We start from the raw sequence: 19,872 nt of genomic DNA, 5'->3' as shown, positions 1-19,872 counted from the left end.
GAAAAAATAGTGTATATCGAAGGGTGAATGACGACAGCTATCCCAAAGGAAAACCAATATAAGAACGAAATTAAACAGAAATGGGATTTTTCCCTAATCTTATTTAAATCGGAACAAATAATAATCTAAATTGTTCCAACGGCCTGTCCTTTTTAATGGGGCCGAATCAATGGCGGCGAATTAAAAAGTCGACATCCCAATTGATCCGGGTAGCTGCGGATCAGATTTCGGGTAAACTTTGTGTTTAAATAAATATCAGTTAATTTTTTTGTAAAGCTTAAGAATTTTATATGATATGGTCGTATCACGGTTTTGCTATTCAATCGTTGGAAATAGATCATATATCCCCATCGATTTGATGAAAAAAATACCCATATTTTCCCAATTCCTATAACTTTTGTGCAATACGCCAGTTGGAGTCATTTGGCGATCAATTCCAGCCTCCGCCCAGATTTCGATACAGTTCAATATTGGCTACGAGCATTTGCATTTTTACATCTACCATATACAACTCACTTTCTAGAGCATTACTTTGGGCATTGATCACCTCCAGATAGGTTGCGTAGCCACTACTAAAAAGTAAATACGATTCTTTGACAGCCTCTCTGGCATTTGTCAGTCTTTGTTCAGCCAACTCATATTCTTCCTCCAATTTTTCAATGGTCACCATCCCATTGGATATCTCTGTCACTGCCTGTATCACCTTTTCCCGGAAGGCAAGTTCAGCTATATCCCGCTCCGCAAGGGAGATTCTATACCTTGTTTTCAGCCGTCTGTTTTGGAAAATAGGCTGAGTTAATGAACCGATAAATATGCCAAATAATGATCCGGGATTCAGAACATTTGAAAAGCTAATTGCATCATAGCCCAATTGAGCACTCAATGAAAGGGCCGGGTATCGCATGGCTTGAGAGACACCCACCTGGGCATTTGCCTCTACCAAAGCCAATTCAGCAGCGTTAACATCTGGCCGGTTTTTAATCAATTCCAGTGGCACACCTACGTAGATATCGCTTAACAACCGGGTATCTCCAAGGCCTCTATTTACATTTATCGTTTCGTTAGGATAATCTCCCAATAATTCAGTTAATTTGTTTTTTTGAATTTCAAGTTCTCTTTCTATCTGTGGCACCAGCGAGGCGGAAATGAGTTTTTGAGATTCTGTTTGAGTGATAGCAAGGGAGGAGACTTCTCCTGCCCTAAACTGTAAGTTAACAATACTCAATGTCGAATCATTGAGCCTTAAGTTATATGTAGCTACCTGCTGTTGTTCTTTGAGCATGAGCAGTTTGTAATAGGCGGTTGCTACTTCCGCCACTAAATCGGTTTCAATCGCTTTGGTGATGGCCTCCCTTCGCTGAAACTGTGCCCGGTTGGCTTCTTTTTGTCGACGTAGTTTGCCCCAAAGGTCAATTTCCCAACTTGATTGAACCGCTGCCATACTATTCGCTCTTGCGACATACCATTGATTAGGCGTATCTTTCCCCTGATAGTATTTTACACTTTCTCTTGTAGACGAATTTTGCGAATACCGATCATTTCTTTTTTCAAGTATGGCGGTGAGCTGCGGGAAAAAATTAGCTTTGGTTTGCTTAAAAGATTCGTTTGCAATTTCACTTTCCTTTCTAATTTGTTTCAAATACAGGTTATTTTCCAGCCCCCTGTCGATGAGCGCCAGCAATGTGGTGTCCTCGAAAAACGTTCGCCAGGGCAACTCTCCGATATTGTCAGAAGAAAGTGCGGCACTATCAGATTGGTCAGACGGCAGTGTTTTAAATGTATCAGGAAGCTTGAGATCTGGCCGAACGTAATTTTTACCGGATTTGCATCCCCAAAGGACCAATACGATAAGCAAGGCGGCTGAAATAGAGCGCCAGTTTGTTTTATCAATGTTTTTTATTAATGACATGTTGATTAATTTTTAAGCCTTGGCAGGAATCTTCACCTGTGATTTCCTGGCAGTTTTTTCATGCAAATGCTGGAAAACCAGATAAAGCGTTGGAATAATAAATATTCCCAGAATCACTCCAAATAGCATTCCTCCTGCCGCTCCGATACTCACTGATTTATTGCCCTGAGCGGAGGCGCCAACAGTTCGCATTAATGGAATCAACCCGGCTATGAAAGCAAAGGAGGTCATGATGATGGGACGGATACGGAGGCGGGCAGCCTCTACTGCTGCATTAAAAATGCTCATGCCCTGCCTTCTCTTCTGTGAAGCAAACTCAACGATCAGTATGGCGTTTTTTGCCAGCAAACCTATCAACATGATAATGCTTACCTGGACATAAATATTGTTGGCAATTCCGGCCAGGTTTATAGCGACAAAAACTCCAAGAAGCCCGCAGGGTATCGATAATAAAACTGCAAAAGGCAACAGGTAACTTTCGTATTGGGCCGCCAGGAGGAAGAAAACAAAAACGATACTCAAAATGAAAATAATGGCCGTTTGGAAACCGGATTCCTTTTCCTCAAGACTCATGCCTGTCCATTCATAACTATAATTTGTGGGCAATTCAGCAGCAATGGCTTCGATAGCATTCATAGCATCACCTGTACTGTAGCCATCTGCAGGCGTTGCATTGACTGTTATCGAATTAAAAAGGTTGTAACGGTTTACGATTTCCGGACCATATACTTCTTCAAGAGATACAATCGTATTTACCGGCACCATCTCACCGATATTATTTCGTACGAAAATAGCATCAAGCGATTTTTTTTCAGTACGGTAGGGGATATCTGCTTGAACAAATATTCGGTACTGTCTCCCAAACCGGTTAAAATCTCCTGTTTGTAATCTTCCAAAATATGCCTGGATCGATTTCATCATGTCCTGAACGCTAACGCCCATATTTTTTGCCTTTACATAATCAATGTTCATCTGGTACTGAGGGAAATTTGCATTGAAGGTGGTAAACGCATTATCGACTTCAGGGCGATCTTTGACTGCGGCAATAAATTCATCGGCGACTCTGTTGAAATCGGTGAAACTTTCTCCGACCCTGTCCTGAACGATCATTTCCAATCCGGAAAATTCTCCAAAACCCTGAACAGTGGGTCTGGCAAAAACATTGATTTCTGCTTCAGGTATATGAGATAGGTCGTTTATTAGTTCAGATATCAGTAAATCAATATTCTGGGTTTCCCCACGCTCGTCAATCGGATGGAGATTAATGTAACCCATACCGAAAGATGGGCTCGGCGCATTTTCCATGACATTAAACCCCGAAATGCTATTGACGCTTCTGACTGCTGGATGATTCCGAAGGATTGAATCCACTTGGTTCATGGGGCCAGATGTCCTGTGCAAGGAGGAACCCGGTGGCATGGTAAGTGAATAAGTTAGAAAACTGTCGTCTTCAGCAGGAATAAACGCACCGGGCGTGCTTCTAAACAAAATAATCGTTAGCGCTAGTAGTACCAGGAGCGCACCAATTGGAATCCATTTCTTTTTAAGCAGAAAAGTAACCGAGCGCACATATTTGTTGGTAAACGCTTCAAATCCCGATTCGAAGGAGGTAAAGATCCGATGTTTTAGCCTCCCCATTTTACTGGCCGATTGTTCATCAAACTGCTTCGCTGGCTTAAGCAATAAGGCGCATAAAACCGGACTCAGGGTAAGGGCATTCAATGCAGAAATCAGAATGGCAAAAATCAAGGTATATGCGAACTGTCGGTAGAAAAGTCCCACAGGCCCCTCCATAAATCCCACTGGAACAAAAACAGCTGCCATTACTATGGTAATGGAAATGATGGCAGTGGAAATTTCTTTCATCGCCTCCTCGGTAGCCTTTTTAGCCGGCATTTTGCCATGGGTCAGTTTATGGTGAACCGCCTCTACTACGACTATAGCATCATCAACGACAATCCCGATAGCCAGTACCAAAGCAAACATGGTCAGCACATTAATTGAGAATCCCAGTAATTGCAGGAAGAAAAAAGTACCTATCAACGATACCGGTATGGCGATCGCCGGAATAATGGTAGACCTAAAGTCCTGCAGAAAAATAAAAACGACAATGAAAACCAGAATACAGGCTTCCAGTATCGTGTGCACTACCTGATCAATAGATTCATCGATCTGATTTCGCACAGAATAGGAAATGTCATATGTGATTCCTTCCGGAAAATTCCTGGAAATCCGCTCCATTACCTCACGAATATCCTCATCAATTTGCTTTGCATTGGAATCACTGGTCTGGGTAATATTGATTGTTGCTGCGGCTTTACCATCGACGGTATTGTCGCTACCCATGTTGGAGGCACCTAGCTCTACCCTCGCAATATCTCTGAGATATAGGATAGAACCATCTTTATTCGACTTGATGACAATATTTTCGTATTCCTCCGGAGTACTGAATCTTCCCTTGTGCTTAATAATGGTTTCAAAAATCTCCTCTGAGGTTTCTCCAAAGCGTCCCGGTGCTGCTTCAAAATTCTGATCGTTAATTTGATTGGTTACGTCTTGCGGCACAAGCCCATAAAGTGCCAATTTCTCAGGGTTTAACCATACCCGCATCGAATACGTCCTCCTACCAACAAATGAAGCCTGAGCAACTCCTTCCACGCGGAGCAATTCACGCTTGACATTAATTCTGGAAAAAGCCTGAATAAAGGTTTCATCGTAGGGAGAGTCCTCGCTTTCGGCGATAATGTTGATCGTCATGATATTACCGCTAAGCCGCTTGACGACGGAAATACCCTCCTGAATCACCTCAGGTGGAAGTTCTCCAATTTCTCTTGATATGCTGTTTTGAACGTTGACCGCAGCAATATCCGGATCAGTGCCCGGTTCAAAAAATATATTGATGCTTCCTCTACCCGAATTCGTTGCTTTGGAACGGATATAGGTCATGTTTTCCACCCCATTTATAGCCTCTTCCAGTGGAAGAAGTACTGACTTGGCTACCGTTTCTGCATTACCTCCTGGATAACTCACCCTTACGTTGACACTGGGGGGCGCTATGTCTGGAAAGCGGGTTACAGGAAGCTGAAGCAGGCTGATCAGCCCCGCAATAACTATAAGGATTGATATTACGGAGGCAAATACCGGCCGGTCGATTATTTTCTTAATCATACATTTAAAAGTTTAAATGACTAATATGCGCTAGGTAGGAAATCCTAAGGACGGGAAGTCTGCTGGTAGCCCTCTACCTTCATTCCGTCTTTAACCTTATTCACACCAGATTCGATGATGGTTTCCCCCTCGGAGATATTGCTGCCCTTTAAGATGAAATTCTCACCGGCCTTACCATCAAGATGAACCTCTTTTCTTTCAACAGTACTATCTGCTTTCAGGGCAAACACAAAGTTTTTGTCTTGCACCTTGGTAATGGATTTTTGAGGCACCATCAATACGTCCGGGTGAATCTGTTCCAAAATAATCTTGCCGGTGTTTCCGCTTCTTAATAATTTGTTAGGGTTATCAAACTTGGCCCTCAATGTGATTGCGCCGGTAGTCCGGTCGATTTGACCGGCATCGGCATCGATAACTCCTTCTTCCGAATAAACAGTACCGTCGGCCAGGATTAACTTTACGTGGGGGTTAAGTCTTCTTGCAGTAGAGTCTTCCTGCATTTTTTTGTAAAACAAATAATTCGACTCACTCATAGCGAAATACACGTATATTTCACTGATATCTGACAGGGTGGTTACCGGCTCATCATCGCCTTTTGATACCAAATTTCCCACGCGTTTAGGAATTAAGCCAATATATCCGCTAACCGGAGCCCTGATCTGTGTAAACTGTACATCTATCTGGCTGGTCGCTTTTAATGCCTCGGCTTGAGCAAGTGAAGCCTTTGCTACCTCATAATTTGATTCTGCTGTTTTCATTTGAACATCCGAAATCACTTCATGGTCTATCAGCGGTTGGAGTCTTTCTAGTTCTATCCTCGCATTTTCAAGTTTGGCCCTCTCCACTTCTACCGCAGCCTGCGCATTTTTAAGGCGTTCCTGATAGGGAAGAGAATTAATGCTGAATAACAATTGCCCTTTTTCAACAAAATCTCCCTCGTCAACGTGGATTTCATCCAATAATCCCTCAACCTGGGGACGAATCTCAACATTTACCTTCCCCTCGATAGCTCCCAGGTATTCAAAGGTGGTCACCGCAGAATCTCTTTCCACAGTGGTTACCGGCAATGATAGTGTCTCCACCTCTACCTGTTCCCCTTTGCTGTCACATGAATAAATTCCCAAAGAACCTATTACAATTGCAGGCACAAATAGTAAATTATGAGTAATTTTTAAATTTTTTAGTCTCATTTTTAAATTCAATTTTTTTCTTCGACCCGGCATCAACAGATAATTATGTGCTGTTTCGATAGGTATGTTTGCCAAATTATCAAAAAGCATTCCAATATTTTAATTGTTAAAGGTCAATAGGCGTGTTGGGTGGTAAATAAGGATCAGGCGTAACCACAGGAATCAGAATATCCCAACAGGCATTCATACCCGACACCCAACAATGGCTGGTGGTATTTTGGGATTTTTTTACATTTTCTAGGGAGAAGCGAAAAATTGAAAAGTGCTTCCTGATTCAATATTAAATAGTCAAAAATAAATTTTCTGGCGGGCGATAGTATAACCGTCCACCCAAGTATGCAATGCCAGGGGATAGCAATCGGGTTTGAAAAGTCATAAAAAAATGGGTTTCCAGATTGGCCTGTCTTTCCCGGTCCGAATCCGGGAAATCTGAGTTGATAGGGCAATCAATATCCCAGTATCTTCATCATGTCTATACTTTCCTGCTCTGGAGCGAATAAACGATGATGGATAGAACCATCCGTTCCGCGGTCCACGATTACATGTTTTGGAGCCGGGATCAGGCAGTGTTGGATGCCCCCGTATCCCCCGAGTGATTCCTGATAGGCACCTGTGTGAAAAAATCCGATGTATTGGCGGTTGCCTTTCTCCAGTTTGGGAAGGTAAATGTTGAATTGATGGGCCTCTGAATTGTAGTAGTCCATGCTGTCACAGGTCAATCCGCCCAGGGAGATGTTGTGGTACTCTTTATCCCAGTTGTTTACAGCCAGCATGATGTACTTCTGGTTCAGACCCCAGCTATCCGGTAGCTGGGTGATGAAAGAACCATCGATCATGTACCAGAGCTCCTTGTCGTTCTGCAACTTCTCATCCAGAATCGAATACAAAACAGCACCACTTTCTCCTACGGTGTAGCTGCCAAACTCAGTAAAAATGTTGGGTTCTATGGTATTGTTTTTTGCACACATCCATTTGATATTCTTGATGATCTGATCTGCCATGTACTGGTAGTCGTAGTCAAAAAATACATTGGTTTTGATAGGCCAGCCGCCACCTACATCCATGGTGTCTAGTTCTGGAGCTACCTTTTTCAGCTCTACATATTTCTGGATAAAACGCGTCAGTTCTGACCAATAGTAGGCGGTGTCTCTGATTCCGGAGTTGATGAAAAAATGCAGCATTTTAAGACTGACATTCGGGTTGTCCTTTATTTTTTCTTCGTACAGCTTGATGATGTCATGGTAGCGGACTCCCAGCCGGGAAGTGTAAAAGCCAAATTTGGGTTCCTCGTCGGCCGCGATCCTGATCCCCACCTGGAAGGGTACTTTCACATGCTCCAGATAATAGTCAATTTCTGTCAGGTTATCCAGCACGGGTATGCAATTGACAAAGCCCTCGTTTAGCAAATCAGCAATGTATTGCTTGTACAGTTCCCGCTTAAAGCCATTGCACACAATAAAGGTCTCTTTATTAATTTTCCCCTGTTGAAATAGTTTTTTTACCAAAGGGATGTCAAACGTAGAACTGGTTTCTATATGCGCCCCATTTTTCAATGCTTCATCTACCACAAAGCTAAAATGGGAGGATTTAGTGCAATAGCAATAGGTATAGCTGCCCTTGTAGTCGTGAGACTGCATGGCGTTGCCAAAGTATGTTTTGGCATTTTGAATATTTTCAGAGATTTTCGGGAGATAGGTCAGCTTGAGGGGGGTACCGTACTCCTCAATGATTTCCATGAGGTTTACCCCATTAAAATACAGTTCATTGTTATTTACGTTAAATTCTTTGGTGGGGAAATCAAAAGTCTGCTGGATCAGGTCTATGTAATTATTCATAAATAGCTTGTTGGAATTTTGCTGGTTTGGTCAGTAAAAAGCCCAAAAATTGCACCAAAATTCGATTAATCAAATACTTTTTAGAAAAAGCTATTGTTTCATAATCCTAACCCAGACTTTTAAAAAGCATTTCATTCTCTTTGTGTTGTTTGAGCTTGGTCTTTAACAGCCTTCCCAGTGCCTTTCTGAAATGAACCTCCCTATCTAACGTTCCAAAAATATAGTTAAGGAATGCAGCAATTTCCTTTTTGGCTGCAGCTTTATAGTACAAGGTAAAGTTTTTTTTGCTGTGATTGTTGGTCAGAAAGGCCGCAGGACTTTTATACAGGTCAGATAGCCCCCTCAATAGTCCATATAAGGACGACCATTTCTCTGACAATTCAAAAGAGATGGCTTCAAACCCGTCTGGATTTTCATTCATGGTGGACACCAAACGAATTCCAAATTGGTCGAAATTCATCTCCGATAGTGCTCTCCCTTTCTTGCTGATCTCCTTTTCCTCTACCATCATCTTCCGGTTTTTCGTATTGTGGATTACAATTCTATTCACACTTACTTATACCGGATTGCGTGTAAAAAGTTTAGATTTTTTGAAAAAATAAATGGTCCGGAAAATGAGCCTGCCGCTGCCTGGATGTAAGGCAATGAGATCCCGTTCAGCATATAAATTAAAGCCATTTTGACGGTTATATATTTAGCTGAAGCGCACATTTGAGCTTAGCGATACCGGAGGAATCCCTGCTGAATTAGTCTACACTCACAGGCAATTCGAGCCTTATCTTATCCCAGCTCATGGCTATTATTCCACTGTTTTGTCCTTCCGAAGATACCACTTCATAAGTGAGTCGTTGTACCGTATCTTCCAGCGCAATTGGATCGGTTTCAAAACGAAGGATGTCTCTGGATTGCTCGTAGTCATCGGCAAGGTGCTGATCATACACCTCATTCAGGACAAGGGTCCACTTTTCTCGTCCAGGAATCGTAAAAAATCCGTACATTCCTGCAGGTACATGCTGATCTGCAATGGTGACAGCATCAGAAAAGGAGATTGCCGTCGCCCAGTGAGATCCACTTACCCAAATCTGATCGTAGGATACCAGGCCGTTCCAGATGACTCTTCCCCGAACGCCGGGGGAGCCATAATTGATAATCACCTCAGCATCGCCGATTTTACCCTTGCTTTCTCTGCGTGCACTGCCTTTAAATGTGTCCTCGACCAGGCCGGCATTTACACTGTCCGCATAGGCGGCCATATCCAGTTGATGTTCTTTTTCCAGGTTGCTAAGTGCAGCGGCGTCCTTTGTCTCCTCCGTCGCTGTGGTATTCGACAATTCACTACTCCCGGAATTGCAGGATAGTAAAATGATAAAAAAGGCGATAAATAATAATGAATAATATTTCATTCCTGTCAGGGTTATGATCTCTTTTGGTAACCGAAGTACAAATAAATCATTTTTGTAGGGGAATTTCAATATAAAAAGTGGTTCCTTTATTTTCTTCACTTTCAAACCAGATGTTACCCCCGTGCGCACTGATTATTTGCCTCGATATGGCCAGTCCCATTCCAAACGGTTTTTCTCCTTCTGTACCCGACCTCTTTCCTTCGGTGTACCACTCAAATACCTTGCTTTTGATCTCCTCGGGAATACCAATCCCTTCATCTTTTATGGAAATGATCACTTTTTCAGGCGTCTTACGCATATTTACGCGAATGGATTTGCCTTTCGGACTAAATTTGATCGCATTAGCAATGAGATTGCTGATCACCCGCCAGAGTTTTTCCCTGCTCACCAATGCCGTCACGGGAACGGTTTCAATCAGGATCTTTTGATTTTTTTCCTGAGCCTTATGCTGTAACAATTCTACACAATAATGCAGGATGCGGTCCAACTCCACAGGTTCCCTGTTCAGCGTCGCTAAATTTTTATTGGATTGCATCATTTCGGAAACCAGATTCAGGGAGTTGTTGCAGGAGGTTTTGATGTGTTCCAGCAGTACCCTGCTGTCTCCTTTTATCTGCTCATCAGACAAGAGAATATCGGTCATCATTACCATGCTGCTGATGGGGTTTCGCAGGTCATGGGCCACCATGTACATGATCCTGGTATTCTCTGCCTGACTTTGTTCCAGGGCACCCAATGTTTCCTGCAGCTCTATGTTTTGCTGACTGATTACCTTATTGATGTGTTGAGAGCGTTTGAGGCCTTTGTGGGCTAGTACCAGAAATATTACCAGCAATACGGTAAAACCCGCAGCAGTTCCCAGATAGATGTTTTTGATCTGATTATCCCGGTTGATGATGGAGAGCTGGTATTGCTGCGCGGCGTTTTCGTAGGATTCCTCCATGTCCACTAGTCGAAGCTCTTCATCCACCTCGTCTATAGAATCCCGCAGGTGGTAATAGATCTGCAAATGTTGGTAGGCCTTTTCGGTGACACCTTGTTTTTCGAAATAGGCTTCCTTCACCCGGTTTAGGTGGATCAGGTTGACGATATGGCTGCGGTTTTTTACCTCTGCATTTTCCAGTTCATCTTCCAATTGTTCAATATAGGTCCAGGCCTCATTCAGCCGCTTTTGGCGGATAAGCAGTTCGACAAGCTTTATCTTTGCTGTTTGTGCGTCTTTTTTGTCAAATTCAGGCCGGGAATTGATAGCAATGCTTCTTTTCAGAAATTTCTCGGCTTCCTTGTCTCGCCCCATTTTGGCCAATACACCACCCAGGTTTCCAAAGTACACGCCTTTAGCGAGGTCGATAAAAGCTTTTTCAGCAGGGAAGGTTTGGGCTGCCTTTTCAAGAAAATCAATGCCCTGGCGGTAATGCAGTTCTGCACTGTCCAACATGTCCATTTTCTCAAAACTCAACGCTAGGGTGTTTCTATACATCTGCGGAAAATACAGGTTTTGGTCCAGCATACCGTTTCCCCAGCAATCTTCATTTTCGCGGATGGCTTGCCGGAAGTAGGGCAGACTTTCCTCAAACTGATTTTGCTGGTACCGGAAAAGCCCCATTTGATAAGTGAGATTGCTGATAAGGCAGTTACTCAAATTTTGAGTGGCAAATTGTCTGCCTTCAAAGTAACTTTCAAAGGCGTTATTGAATTGTTTTCTGGCCTTGTATAAGTCTCCTTCCAGAAATTTGGTTTGTGCATACTCTTTCTTATACAGCTGCCGGCTTTCCTCCAGTACCATAAACATGCTGTCCAGGTATTGCCGTGATTTGTCAAGATCTACATCGTAGTTCAGGTAAATTCTGCTTAGAAAATTGTATTTTTCCCAGAGGTCGAGCGTGTTGGGCGCTTCCATTTCCTGATAGGCACTGTCCAGGTAAACCAGGGATTTTTTAAACTGCCCGCTATTGAGCAGGTTGCTGGATTTGTCCAGAATTTCTGATGTTTTTTGCGAGAGGGGCTTGTAAGCATCGCTACTTTTGCTGCAACCGGCAAAGACACATAGCAATCCTATTGAAAAACAGCTGTATACAATGATTTTTCGATAAAAAAGTGAAGGCCCTGAAGATTTTTGCATAGGGCCTCAAAATAATCTAAAAAATTTTAAAAAGCCTAATTTTCAGAATCTAAAAGTGTAGGCCAGTTTTATCGTGGATTGAATTTCCATTGGCCTGAGCCGGTCCAGGAAGCGTTGCCAATTGTGGTTGTGTACGATAAACAGTGTGTTGCCAGGGTTGAGGATCCATATAAAGCGGCTATTGGTGCCCAGGCGCTCGGTTACATTGTCGTATTGTACATTGAAATTGATGGAAACCCAGGGAGAAAAGTCATAGCTGCTATTCAGTCGCAACAAGTGGGTTTTAAAATTTCCCTGCTCCAAATCTACTTTGCTATGGATATAGCTAAGGGTCATGTTCAGACCGATTAGCGGTCTCATGAAAATATCTGCTTCCAGACTCGTCTGCCTGCCAGTCCAGAAGCCCATATTCGTCCAGGTAACAGCACCACCGATTTTTCTAAATGGCGCCGAAATGGCTTCAATGGAAAAACCCCTGTTTTGATACCTGCCCTCAGGGATAAGGTAGGCACCATCCCGCAGTATATCGAAGGTAAAATCCAGAAATTCATAGTTGTGCAGTACAGAAAAATTCAATATATCGCCTGATTCAAATCGCAGGCCCAGAAAACGCAGGCGGTGGTTTACTGTAGCAGGTTCCCAATTCATCAGCATGAGGTATTCAAAGTAATACTGCCAACTGAGTTCTCGCAGCACGTTGCTTTTTTCGATCAGGGGATTGTACGTAATGGTAGGCTGAAGCCTCCTGAAACCTACCCGGGGCACAAAGCCGACCGCCGGATTGTACCGAATGCCAAATTCGCGATAAGAGACATGGGCATCCCAGGGCTGGTTGGGGAAGTTGAACCGCAACCCCCGCACAGAGCGGTCCATTAAGCTGCTGCTGTCGTTGAAGAAAGTAGGTGTATGACCGACGAAAAAAGTCTCAAATTGGAAATTTTTATTGCCCAGAAACTTTGAGGTACTCAGGCTGATATCTGCTCCGAAGGTTTCTCTTACAGGCAAGCTGTCTCCCTCCATTTCTCTCCGGGTATAGATGGCACCGATGGTACTCTCACTTGAAATATTCTGCAGTACACGCGCCACAGTGAAATTTTCTCCGGGCAGTTCTCCGGCTTCTCCCGTCTTTACATGTATGAGGCCGATATCGGTATCGCGTACCCGGCCGATTACCCGGCCCCCATATCGGATGGGAATGGGCCTGCCGTCCTGAAGCCCAATCCGCCTGCTGAAATAGGGGTTGGGATTGCTTGACGGGGCAAACTGGAAGACATTGGCACCCTGCAGGAAAAAGTCCCGCCGTTCCGGTAAGAGAATAGGAAAGCGGGTAAGGTTTACCTGCCTGTCATCTACCTCTGCTTCAGCAAAATCGGTGTTGATGGTGACCCCAGCCTTTAAGTTTGGGTTGATGTTGTAGTTCAATTCTCCACCCGCATTAAAGCTGTGTTGGCCCTGCATAGGGTTTTCCGGATCTAATCGCCGTTGCGATCCCGAAGCGATTGCATAGGGTATGGCTTCCAGACCCAGGCCCTGATGTATTCCGGAAAGACCGGTAAGTTTGCCTGCATCCTGAGGACGCTCTATTCCCTGATTCCGGCGGTATCCCTCCCATAGGGTGATTTCATTTTTTCTGCGGATGGTTCTTAAAAAATTGATCCCCCAGGTGTCGTTGTTGGGATTAAAGTTTAAAGTCATAAATGGAATTCTAAACTCGGCCATCCAGCCTTTTTCGTCCCTGCTTATCCATACTCTCCAGATGCCATTCCAATCCCTGTTGATCGTCGAGCCCTGTCCTGTGCGCAAGATACCGTCGCCCATCATTCCAAGCGGATTGGTCTCAAAATAAAATGCGGAACGCTGATCGTCATAAGTGTCCAGGATAAAGGCAAAGAAATCATCTGTAGCCAGGTCTGCATCCCGTCGTCTCTGGTAAGCTTTGATTTTCCCGGGCTCACTATCATATAGCCTGACACCTATGTAAAGGTTTTTTTCATCGAATGCGACCTGAACAGCCGTCTGTTCACTAGCCAATTGCCCTTCGAGCGGTTCCTGCTGCCGGAAAGCAGTGGCCGTAGCGACAGCGGACCAGAAGGGCTCGTCCAGCCGGCCATCCAATACAAGAGTTTCATCCGGTGCCAATTTGTAGGCCGCAAATGTCCCATCTTGCTGAGCGGAAAGGCTTAGCGCGCACAAAAGAAAAATGAGGCTGATGCCGACAGTTTTATAATTCATGAGATACTCTTCGGGCGCAATATATGCGTTCAGGAACTGCCCGGCGCCAGTTTTTTTACGAAAGGTATATCGTTCACTTCAGCCGGGCGGGCATGGGTAGCGTCCCCAAAAATCACAGTTTGGGTTTTGCCAATCCCTTTACTCACTGTCTTCAAGGATCAACTGGCTTTCCAATTTCAGTAGCTGGAAGACCTGATCTTTAAAAATGTTTAATTTTCTATTGTACTCCTTTTCATCTCCGATCAATGACAGGTAATAATATGCTCCTTCGATGACAACAAATATTTTCTCCGCGAGAAGTGCCGTGTCTCCTTTCGAAAAAACAGGATCCCTATCCAGAATTGACTTGAGCGTATCCCGCAGCTTGAGGTGCAATTTCATGTATTCCCTTTTGATGGTTTCATCTCTGAAGGTCATGGCAAAGCAACTGAAAAAAACCCCGTCGTCAAACAGCAGGTTCCATTCTCTGGAGAAAAGCCGATTGACCAGCAATTCAGGGTACACCTTATGGTCTTTTTCAAATTTGTTGATGATGGGTTTGTATATCAGTTGATATTGGTGCAGGATATGGGAGATCAGTCCCAAAACCAAAAGCCGCTTGTTTGGAAAATAATGCATGATCAGACTTGGCGGCATACCCAGGTGTTTGCCAATTTTAGCAATGGAGACATTTTCCATTCCCTCCAGCCGGGACAAATCATAAAAACCCCTGATGATTTCCTTTTTTCTTTCCTCTCTTATCGTGGTTTTCATACCTTTTTAGAATAAAAAGACTAATTTAGACATAAAAGTAATCTTTATAACAGTTTTTTTTTAATTTTGATTTATTTAATATTGAATGAATATTCAATAAATTAAAAGTAACCTCGGCATAATATTGAAGTAATATGGGTCGCTTAACTTGCATGCGTTCCCAAATATATTTTATCACCAATACCTAAATAATACATGGAAAAAGATTTACAACAGTTTAACTACATCAACAGAAAAGCAGGTTTTATGACCTTGCTACTGAGTTTGATGATGACATGGTCAGCACTGGCCCAAATGGTGGTCAGCGGTACCGTTAAAGATGGGGTAGAAGATCTGCCATTACCAGGTGTCTCCGTTTATCAAAAAGGGGGAAATAACGTCAGCATTACTGATATTGACGGAGCATACAGTATTGAAGTGAGCTCTGAGCAATCGGAACTGGTGTTTTCATTCATTGGATTCGAAACCCAGAATATTGTTGTCGGAGATCGCAATACCATAGATGTGACGCTCAGGCCTGAAGAAACGCTGCTGGAACAGGTAGTGGTAGTAGGCTACGGTACACAAAAGAAAATCAACCTGACGGGAGCGGTAGACCAGGTGTCTGGCGAAGACATCATCAACCGTCCGGTGGCCAATGTCATGCAGGGCTTGCAGGGTGCAAGTCCCGGCCTGAATATCACCTACTCAGGTGGGCGTCCCGGCACTGTTCCGGATATAAACATACGGGGCTTTACTTCCATTAACGGCGGTGGACCACTGATCGTCATTGACGGAATTGCGGTCGCATACGAAGACCTGTTGCGTCTGAACCCCGCAGACATTGAGTCCTTTTCCGTACTCCGGGATGCTGCTTCTGCTGCCATATATGGCGCAAGGGCCGCCTTTGGGGTCGTATTGATTACCACCAAGCAGGGTGGCTCGAAACAGACCATCTCGTACAACAGTAATTTTTCCTGGGGCAAGCCTACCGTGCTCCCTGAGCCTGTTACCGACCCTTATATTTACTCCAGGGTGATGGATCAGGCTACCAGCAACACGCCCTGGAATTACATCAATTTCAATGATTTTCATTACCAGTGGGCGCGCGAAAGATCTGCAGATCCCTCGGTGGAGGATGTCAGGGTAGATCCCAATAATCCCAATCAATGGGCCTACATGGGCAACAACGACTGGTATGGCTACTTTTTCAATAACAGTAGCTTTTCTACCAACCAAAGTCTGGCCATCAGCGGGAGTTCAAACAACGAAAACCTGCCCATGACCTACTATGTTTCCGGGGACTATACCCGGGAGAATGGGATGAACAAATTACAACCGGATAACTGGGACCGCTACTCTCTGCGGGCCAGAATTACTGCCACACCCAAAACATGGCTGAAACTGGACAACAACCTAAACATTTATCAGACCAAAAGGGCGGAATCTACCAATGACATTACGGATATTTATTTCCTGACACCGATAGAAGTTGCTGAAAACCCCGATGGTACCTGGGCCAATACCGATGCCGGGAGGCTGGCGGCAAGGCTCGTGGACGGAGGAAGAAACCGTGAAGACATGTTTGGCTTCCACAATATCCTCCGTGCCACTGGTACCTTTTTCAATGGTGACCTTACTGTCACCGGAAACGGTAGTTTCAAAAGAGAGCAATGGATTTATGGCTGGGACAGGCGAAAGTTTGACATTGGATTTGGTCCGGATGATGTAAGGACCGAAGGAGGAGATGGCCTGGTGGCGGAAAGAAATGGCAACCTTCAAAACACCATTTTTGATCTGTATGGCAACTATACCAAAACTTTCGGTGACCATTCTGTCAACATTCTTGCCGGATACAACCAGGAAAGCTACTCCTATTCCTCTGTCGAATCTGAGAGAAGGGTTTTGATATCCTCCTCTCTGCCCTATCTGGGGCTGACCACAGGAGATTCGTTTATCCGACCCGGATACAGTTCCTATGCCACCCAAAGTGTATTTGGCAGGGCCAACTATACCTATGACAACAAGTATATTCTGGAATTTAACGGCAGGTATGACGGTTCTTCCCGCTTTCCTTCCTCTAACCGATGGGGCTTCTTCCCATCCATATCCGGTGCCTGGATCATCAGCGACGAAGGCTTCTTTCAGGACATGGCCATGGGAGCCGCCCCAACACTCAAACTCAGGGGCTCGTACGGCAGCCTGGGAAATCAAAATGTGGCTAACTTCGGTTACCTGCAGGCTTTGCCTACCGGCCTTTCCAACTACCTGATTGGCGGGGATCGGCAGGTGGTGGTCAATAGTGCTCCTGAGCTTGCTGTAGATCCTAATTTCTATACCTGGGAAAGGGTGGTTACCACCAATTTTGGCCTTGACCTCGGAATCTGGGAGGATAGGTTCTTCGCTACTTTCGATTATTTTATCCGGGACACCAGAGACATGCTTACCAATCCCGTAGAATTACCAGGTGTATTGGGGACCTCACCGCCGCAGCAAAATGCAGCAGACCTGCAGACCAAGGGATGGGAACTTACGTTGAATTATCGAAACCAGTTTGGAAGCTACGAAAAACCCATACAGTTTTCATCCAAATTTTTTGTGTCTGATTCAAGATCCTTCATCACCCGTTTTGAAAACGAGCAGGGATTGCTTTCCAACTATCGTGTTGGGCAGGAAGTAGGTGAAATCTGGGGATTGGTCAATGATGGGATGTTTAGCTCAGAAGATGAGATCAGCCAATTGGATCAAACGGCCATTGTACCCTGGGGAGCGCTGGATATCGTACCCGGCTGGCCACGTTACGAAGATTTGAACAACGATGGTAAAATTGAGCAGGGACTGACAGAGACCGATTCAAGAGACCTTACTGTCATTGGCAATAGCCGGCCCCGATACCAGATAGGCACCAATCTGAATGTGTCCTGGAATGGATTTGATATATCCATGTTCCTTCAGGGTGTAGGTCGTCAGGATTATTATCCTCAGCATTACCTTTTCTGGGGTCCTTACCAGCAGCCCTATGCCAATATATATCCGTGGAACCTGGATTTTTATCGGGGTCAGGCAGATGGCGAGGCTTTGCGCGCCCAGCACAGCCAGTCCTATCTGGATGCAGGACTGGCAGATCAAAACCTGGATTCCAGGTACCCGGTACTGCAATCCTGGCTGGCGGACAACAACTACGGATCGGGGCTGGATATCCCGCAGACCGGCTATTTGCTGAACGCCGCCTACCTGCGGGTAAAAAATCTCACTCTGGGATATTCCCTGCCTCAGGAACTGGCCGCAAGAATCAACGCAAGCCGGATTCGAATTTTCGTAACAGGAGAAAACCTGTATGAATTTTCGGCCATCAAATCCTTTGTGGATCCCGAATCGGTAAACAACGGTTACGGCTGGTCTTATCCTTTCCAGAGAAGGTATTCATTTGGTGTGAACATTGACCTTTAAAATCTAGAAAAAATGAAAAGATATAGCATATACATAGCAATACTCGGTTTCCTCTGTCTTTCCTCCTGTGATGAGGACTTTATGGACAGGTATCCGCAGACTTCTATTTCCCCCGAGGAATTCTTTAAGACCGAGGAAGACCTGAGATTATATGTCAATGGGCTGCTTTCTCTGCCTGGGATGTATGAATACCAGCAAGACCAAAGCAGCGATAATATGGCTACAACCGGCGCTATCGAAATCAAGAGCATGTTGACCGGCTCTCCTAACTCTCAGAACATCACCGGAGGATGGAACTGGGGAAGGCTCCGGAATATCAATTATTTTCTGGAAAACAGTCCGAATGCCGATGCCAGCCCGGAAGCCATCCAGCATTACGAGGGTCTGGCAAGGTACTACAGGGCGTTATTCTATTTTAACATGGTGAAGCGTTATTCGGATGTGCCCTGGTACGATCAGTTGCTGAATCCGTCCGATGAAGAGTTGTTGTACAAGGGCAGGGATTCGAGAGAGACCGTCGTGGCAGGGATGATGGAAGACCTGGCATTCGCGGCAGCTCATGTAAGAGAAGATGTCCCCAGTGGCACACCAGGCAACTGGGCAGTCAAAAACTTTTTTGCACGGGTGGCTTTGTACGAAGGTACCTACCGGAAATACCACGATGAATTGGGACTTCAGGGATCTGCCAATGAGTTCCTAACTCTTGCAAGAGACCTGGCCAGGGAAATCATGGATTCCGGAAATTTCTCGCTGCACCAGACAGGCAATCCAGAGCGCGATTATGCGGCCCTCTTTAACAGCCAGGATCTGTCGGGCAACAGTGAGGTGATCCTTTTCAATCCCTACGACTTGAATAAGGATAAAAGTAGTGATATCAATTACACTGTTTTTGGAACCTACGAACAATCCCCATCGAGAGATCTGGTTCAGACCTACCTGATGCGGGACGGATCACGCTTTACGGATCAGCCAGGATACGAAACACTCAGCTATGTAGAGGAATTTGAAAACAGAGATCCACGATTGTCTCAAACCCTGGTTTACCCTGGCTGGGTGCGGGAGCCGGAACCGGACGAATTTATACCTATTCTGAACAGGAATTTCACGGGATATTTCCAGCAAAAAGGATACAACAATACTACAGACAATGTAGCTCTGGGGAGCCTGGATTATCCATCTTACCGCTACGCTGAGGTATTGCTTACCTATGCAGAGGCTATGGCTGAACTCGGTACGCTTAGCCAGTCCGATATAGATATGTCTGTAAATCTCCTGCGCCAAAGAGCTGGTGTGGCTGATCTTCAGCTCTCGCAGGCCAATGCTCAGCCTGACCCTGTACTGATGGACAGGTACCCTCAGGTGAGTGGACCCATGACGGGTGTTTTACTGGAGATCCGCAGGGAAAGAAGAGTGGAGTTTGCGCTCGAGGGGTATCGCTATGATGACCTGATGCGATGGTCGGCCGGAAAGTTACTGGAAAACATTCCGGAAGGCATGTATTTTCCAGGTTTGGGAAAATATGACATGACAGGTGATGGCATAGAAGACATCATTTTGATAGATAAGGATGCTGATATCCCCGGCGATCCGCAGAAGGAAACCAATGCTTTGGGCAAAATGCTGATCTATTACAAGGCCGGTACGGTTGATGATAATGTGACTGTTTATCTGGAAAATGGTGCCCAGGGAGGAACCCTGGTCACGGAAACAACCGCCAGAAACTTTGAAGACCCGAAGTTTTACTACAGGCCCATTCCCTTTCAACAGGTGACCCTGAATCCCAATCTGGAGCAGATCTTCGGATGGGAATAAATTCCTGTAACAGATTTTC

Annotated in this window: 11 protein-coding genes; 2 read left to right on the top strand and 9 right to left on the bottom strand. The window is 44.8% G+C overall.

All coding sequences use genetic code 11. The annotated features are described in order from the left end of the window. Positions 1 to 430: 430 nt before the first annotated feature. The 9 genes from BUB19_RS12275 to BUB19_RS12230 all read right to left on the bottom strand — a co-directional run bounded on the left by BUB19_RS12275 (position 431) and on the right by BUB19_RS12230 (position 14,612). Positions 431 to 1,909, bottom strand: coding sequence for an efflux transporter outer membrane subunit (locus BUB19_RS12275; protein ID WP_084097229.1), 1,479 nt, complete (start codon positions 1,907 to 1,909; stop codon positions 431 to 433). 12 nt (positions 1,910 to 1,921) lie between these two features. Beyond that, complete coding sequence (locus BUB19_RS12270) at positions 1,922 to 5,077, bottom strand: efflux RND transporter permease subunit (RefSeq protein ID WP_073094830.1); 3,156 nt, start codon at positions 5,075 to 5,077, stop codon at positions 1,922 to 1,924. A 44-nt stretch (positions 5,078 to 5,121) separates the two neighbouring features. Beyond that, the gene (locus BUB19_RS12265; protein WP_245802845.1) at positions 5,122 to 6,225 is read right to left on the bottom strand and encodes an efflux RND transporter periplasmic adaptor subunit; all 1,104 of its coding nucleotides are present in this window, start codon (positions 6,223 to 6,225) and stop codon (positions 5,122 to 5,124) included. Between the two features lie 488 nt (positions 6,226 to 6,713). After that, entirely contained in the window at positions 6,714 to 8,102 is a 1,389-nt protein-coding gene (locus BUB19_RS12255; RefSeq protein ID WP_073094828.1) for an arginine decarboxylase, read from the bottom strand. 106 nt (positions 8,103 to 8,208) lie between these two features. Continuing rightward, entirely contained in the window at positions 8,209 to 8,652 is a 444-nt protein-coding gene (locus tag BUB19_RS12250) for a hypothetical protein (RefSeq protein WP_143156017.1), read from the bottom strand. A gap of 196 nt (positions 8,653 to 8,848) precedes the next feature. Continuing rightward, positions 8,849 to 9,505, bottom strand: coding sequence for a DUF2911 domain-containing protein (locus tag BUB19_RS12245; protein WP_073094920.1), 657 nt, complete (start codon positions 9,503 to 9,505; stop codon positions 8,849 to 8,851). A 46-nt stretch (positions 9,506 to 9,551) separates the two neighbouring features. Next, on the bottom strand, positions 9,552 to 11,627 hold the full coding sequence (locus tag BUB19_RS12240) for a tetratricopeptide repeat-containing sensor histidine kinase (protein ID WP_073094826.1): 2,076 nt from the start codon (positions 11,625 to 11,627) through the stop codon (positions 9,552 to 9,554). 42 nt (positions 11,628 to 11,669) lie between these two features. Beyond that, the gene (locus BUB19_RS12235) at positions 11,670 to 13,859 is read right to left on the bottom strand and encodes a carbohydrate binding family 9 domain-containing protein (protein WP_245802844.1); all 2,190 of its coding nucleotides are present in this window, start codon (positions 13,857 to 13,859) and stop codon (positions 11,670 to 11,672) included. 138 nt (positions 13,860 to 13,997) lie between these two features. Further along, positions 13,998 to 14,612 (bottom strand): TetR family transcriptional regulator, encoded by a 615-nt coding sequence (locus BUB19_RS12230; RefSeq protein ID WP_073094825.1) that lies wholly within the window; start codon positions 14,610 to 14,612, stop codon positions 13,998 to 14,000. A gap of 195 nt (positions 14,613 to 14,807) precedes the next feature. Between BUB19_RS12230 and BUB19_RS12225 the strand changes: the two genes are divergently transcribed. Beyond that, the gene (locus tag BUB19_RS12225; RefSeq protein WP_073094824.1) at positions 14,808 to 18,041 is read left to right on the top strand and encodes a SusC/RagA family TonB-linked outer membrane protein; all 3,234 of its coding nucleotides are present in this window, start codon (positions 14,808 to 14,810) and stop codon (positions 18,039 to 18,041) included. 12 nt (positions 18,042 to 18,053) lie between these two features. Then, positions 18,054 to 19,853, top strand: a complete 1,800-nt coding sequence (locus BUB19_RS12220; protein WP_073094823.1) for a RagB/SusD family nutrient uptake outer membrane protein — start codon at positions 18,054 to 18,056, stop codon at positions 19,851 to 19,853. The last annotated feature ends 19 nt before the right edge of the window (positions 19,854 to 19,872 follow it).

The sequence above is a fragment of the Cyclobacterium lianum genome (genome assembly GCF_900143075.1).
Taxonomy (GTDB): domain Bacteria; phylum Bacteroidota; class Bacteroidia; order Cytophagales; family Cyclobacteriaceae; genus Cyclobacterium; species Cyclobacterium lianum.
This window is presented reverse-complemented; position numbering and strand designations above follow the sequence as displayed.

Coding starts and splice junctions, on each gene's coding strand:
- BUB19_RS12240 (WP_073094826.1), bottom strand. CDS start 11,627: ATGCAAAAATCTTCAGGGCCTTCACTTTTTTATCGAAAAATCATTGTA.
- BUB19_RS12255 (WP_073094828.1), bottom strand. CDS start 8,102: ATGAATAATTACATAGACCTGATCCAGCAGACTTTTGATTTCCCCACC.
- BUB19_RS12230 (WP_073094825.1), bottom strand. CDS start 14,612: ATGAAAACCACGATAAGAGAGGAAAGAAAAAAGGAAATCATCAGGGGT.
- BUB19_RS12225 (WP_073094824.1), top strand. CDS start 14,808: ATGGAAAAAGATTTACAACAGTTTAACTACATCAACAGAAAAGCAGGT.
- BUB19_RS12275 (WP_084097229.1), bottom strand. CDS start 1,909: ATGTCATTAATAAAAAACATTGATAAAACAAACTGGCGCTCTATTTCA.
- BUB19_RS12220 (WP_073094823.1), top strand. CDS start 18,054: ATGAAAAGATATAGCATATACATAGCAATACTCGGTTTCCTCTGTCTT.
- BUB19_RS12270 (WP_073094830.1), bottom strand. CDS start 5,077: ATGATTAAGAAAATAATCGACCGGCCGGTATTTGCCTCCGTAATATCA.
- BUB19_RS12245 (WP_073094920.1), bottom strand. CDS start 9,505: ATGAAATATTATTCATTATTATTTATCGCCTTTTTTATCATTTTACTA.
- BUB19_RS12235 (WP_245802844.1), bottom strand. CDS start 13,859: ATGAATTATAAAACTGTCGGCATCAGCCTCATTTTTCTTTTGTGCGCG.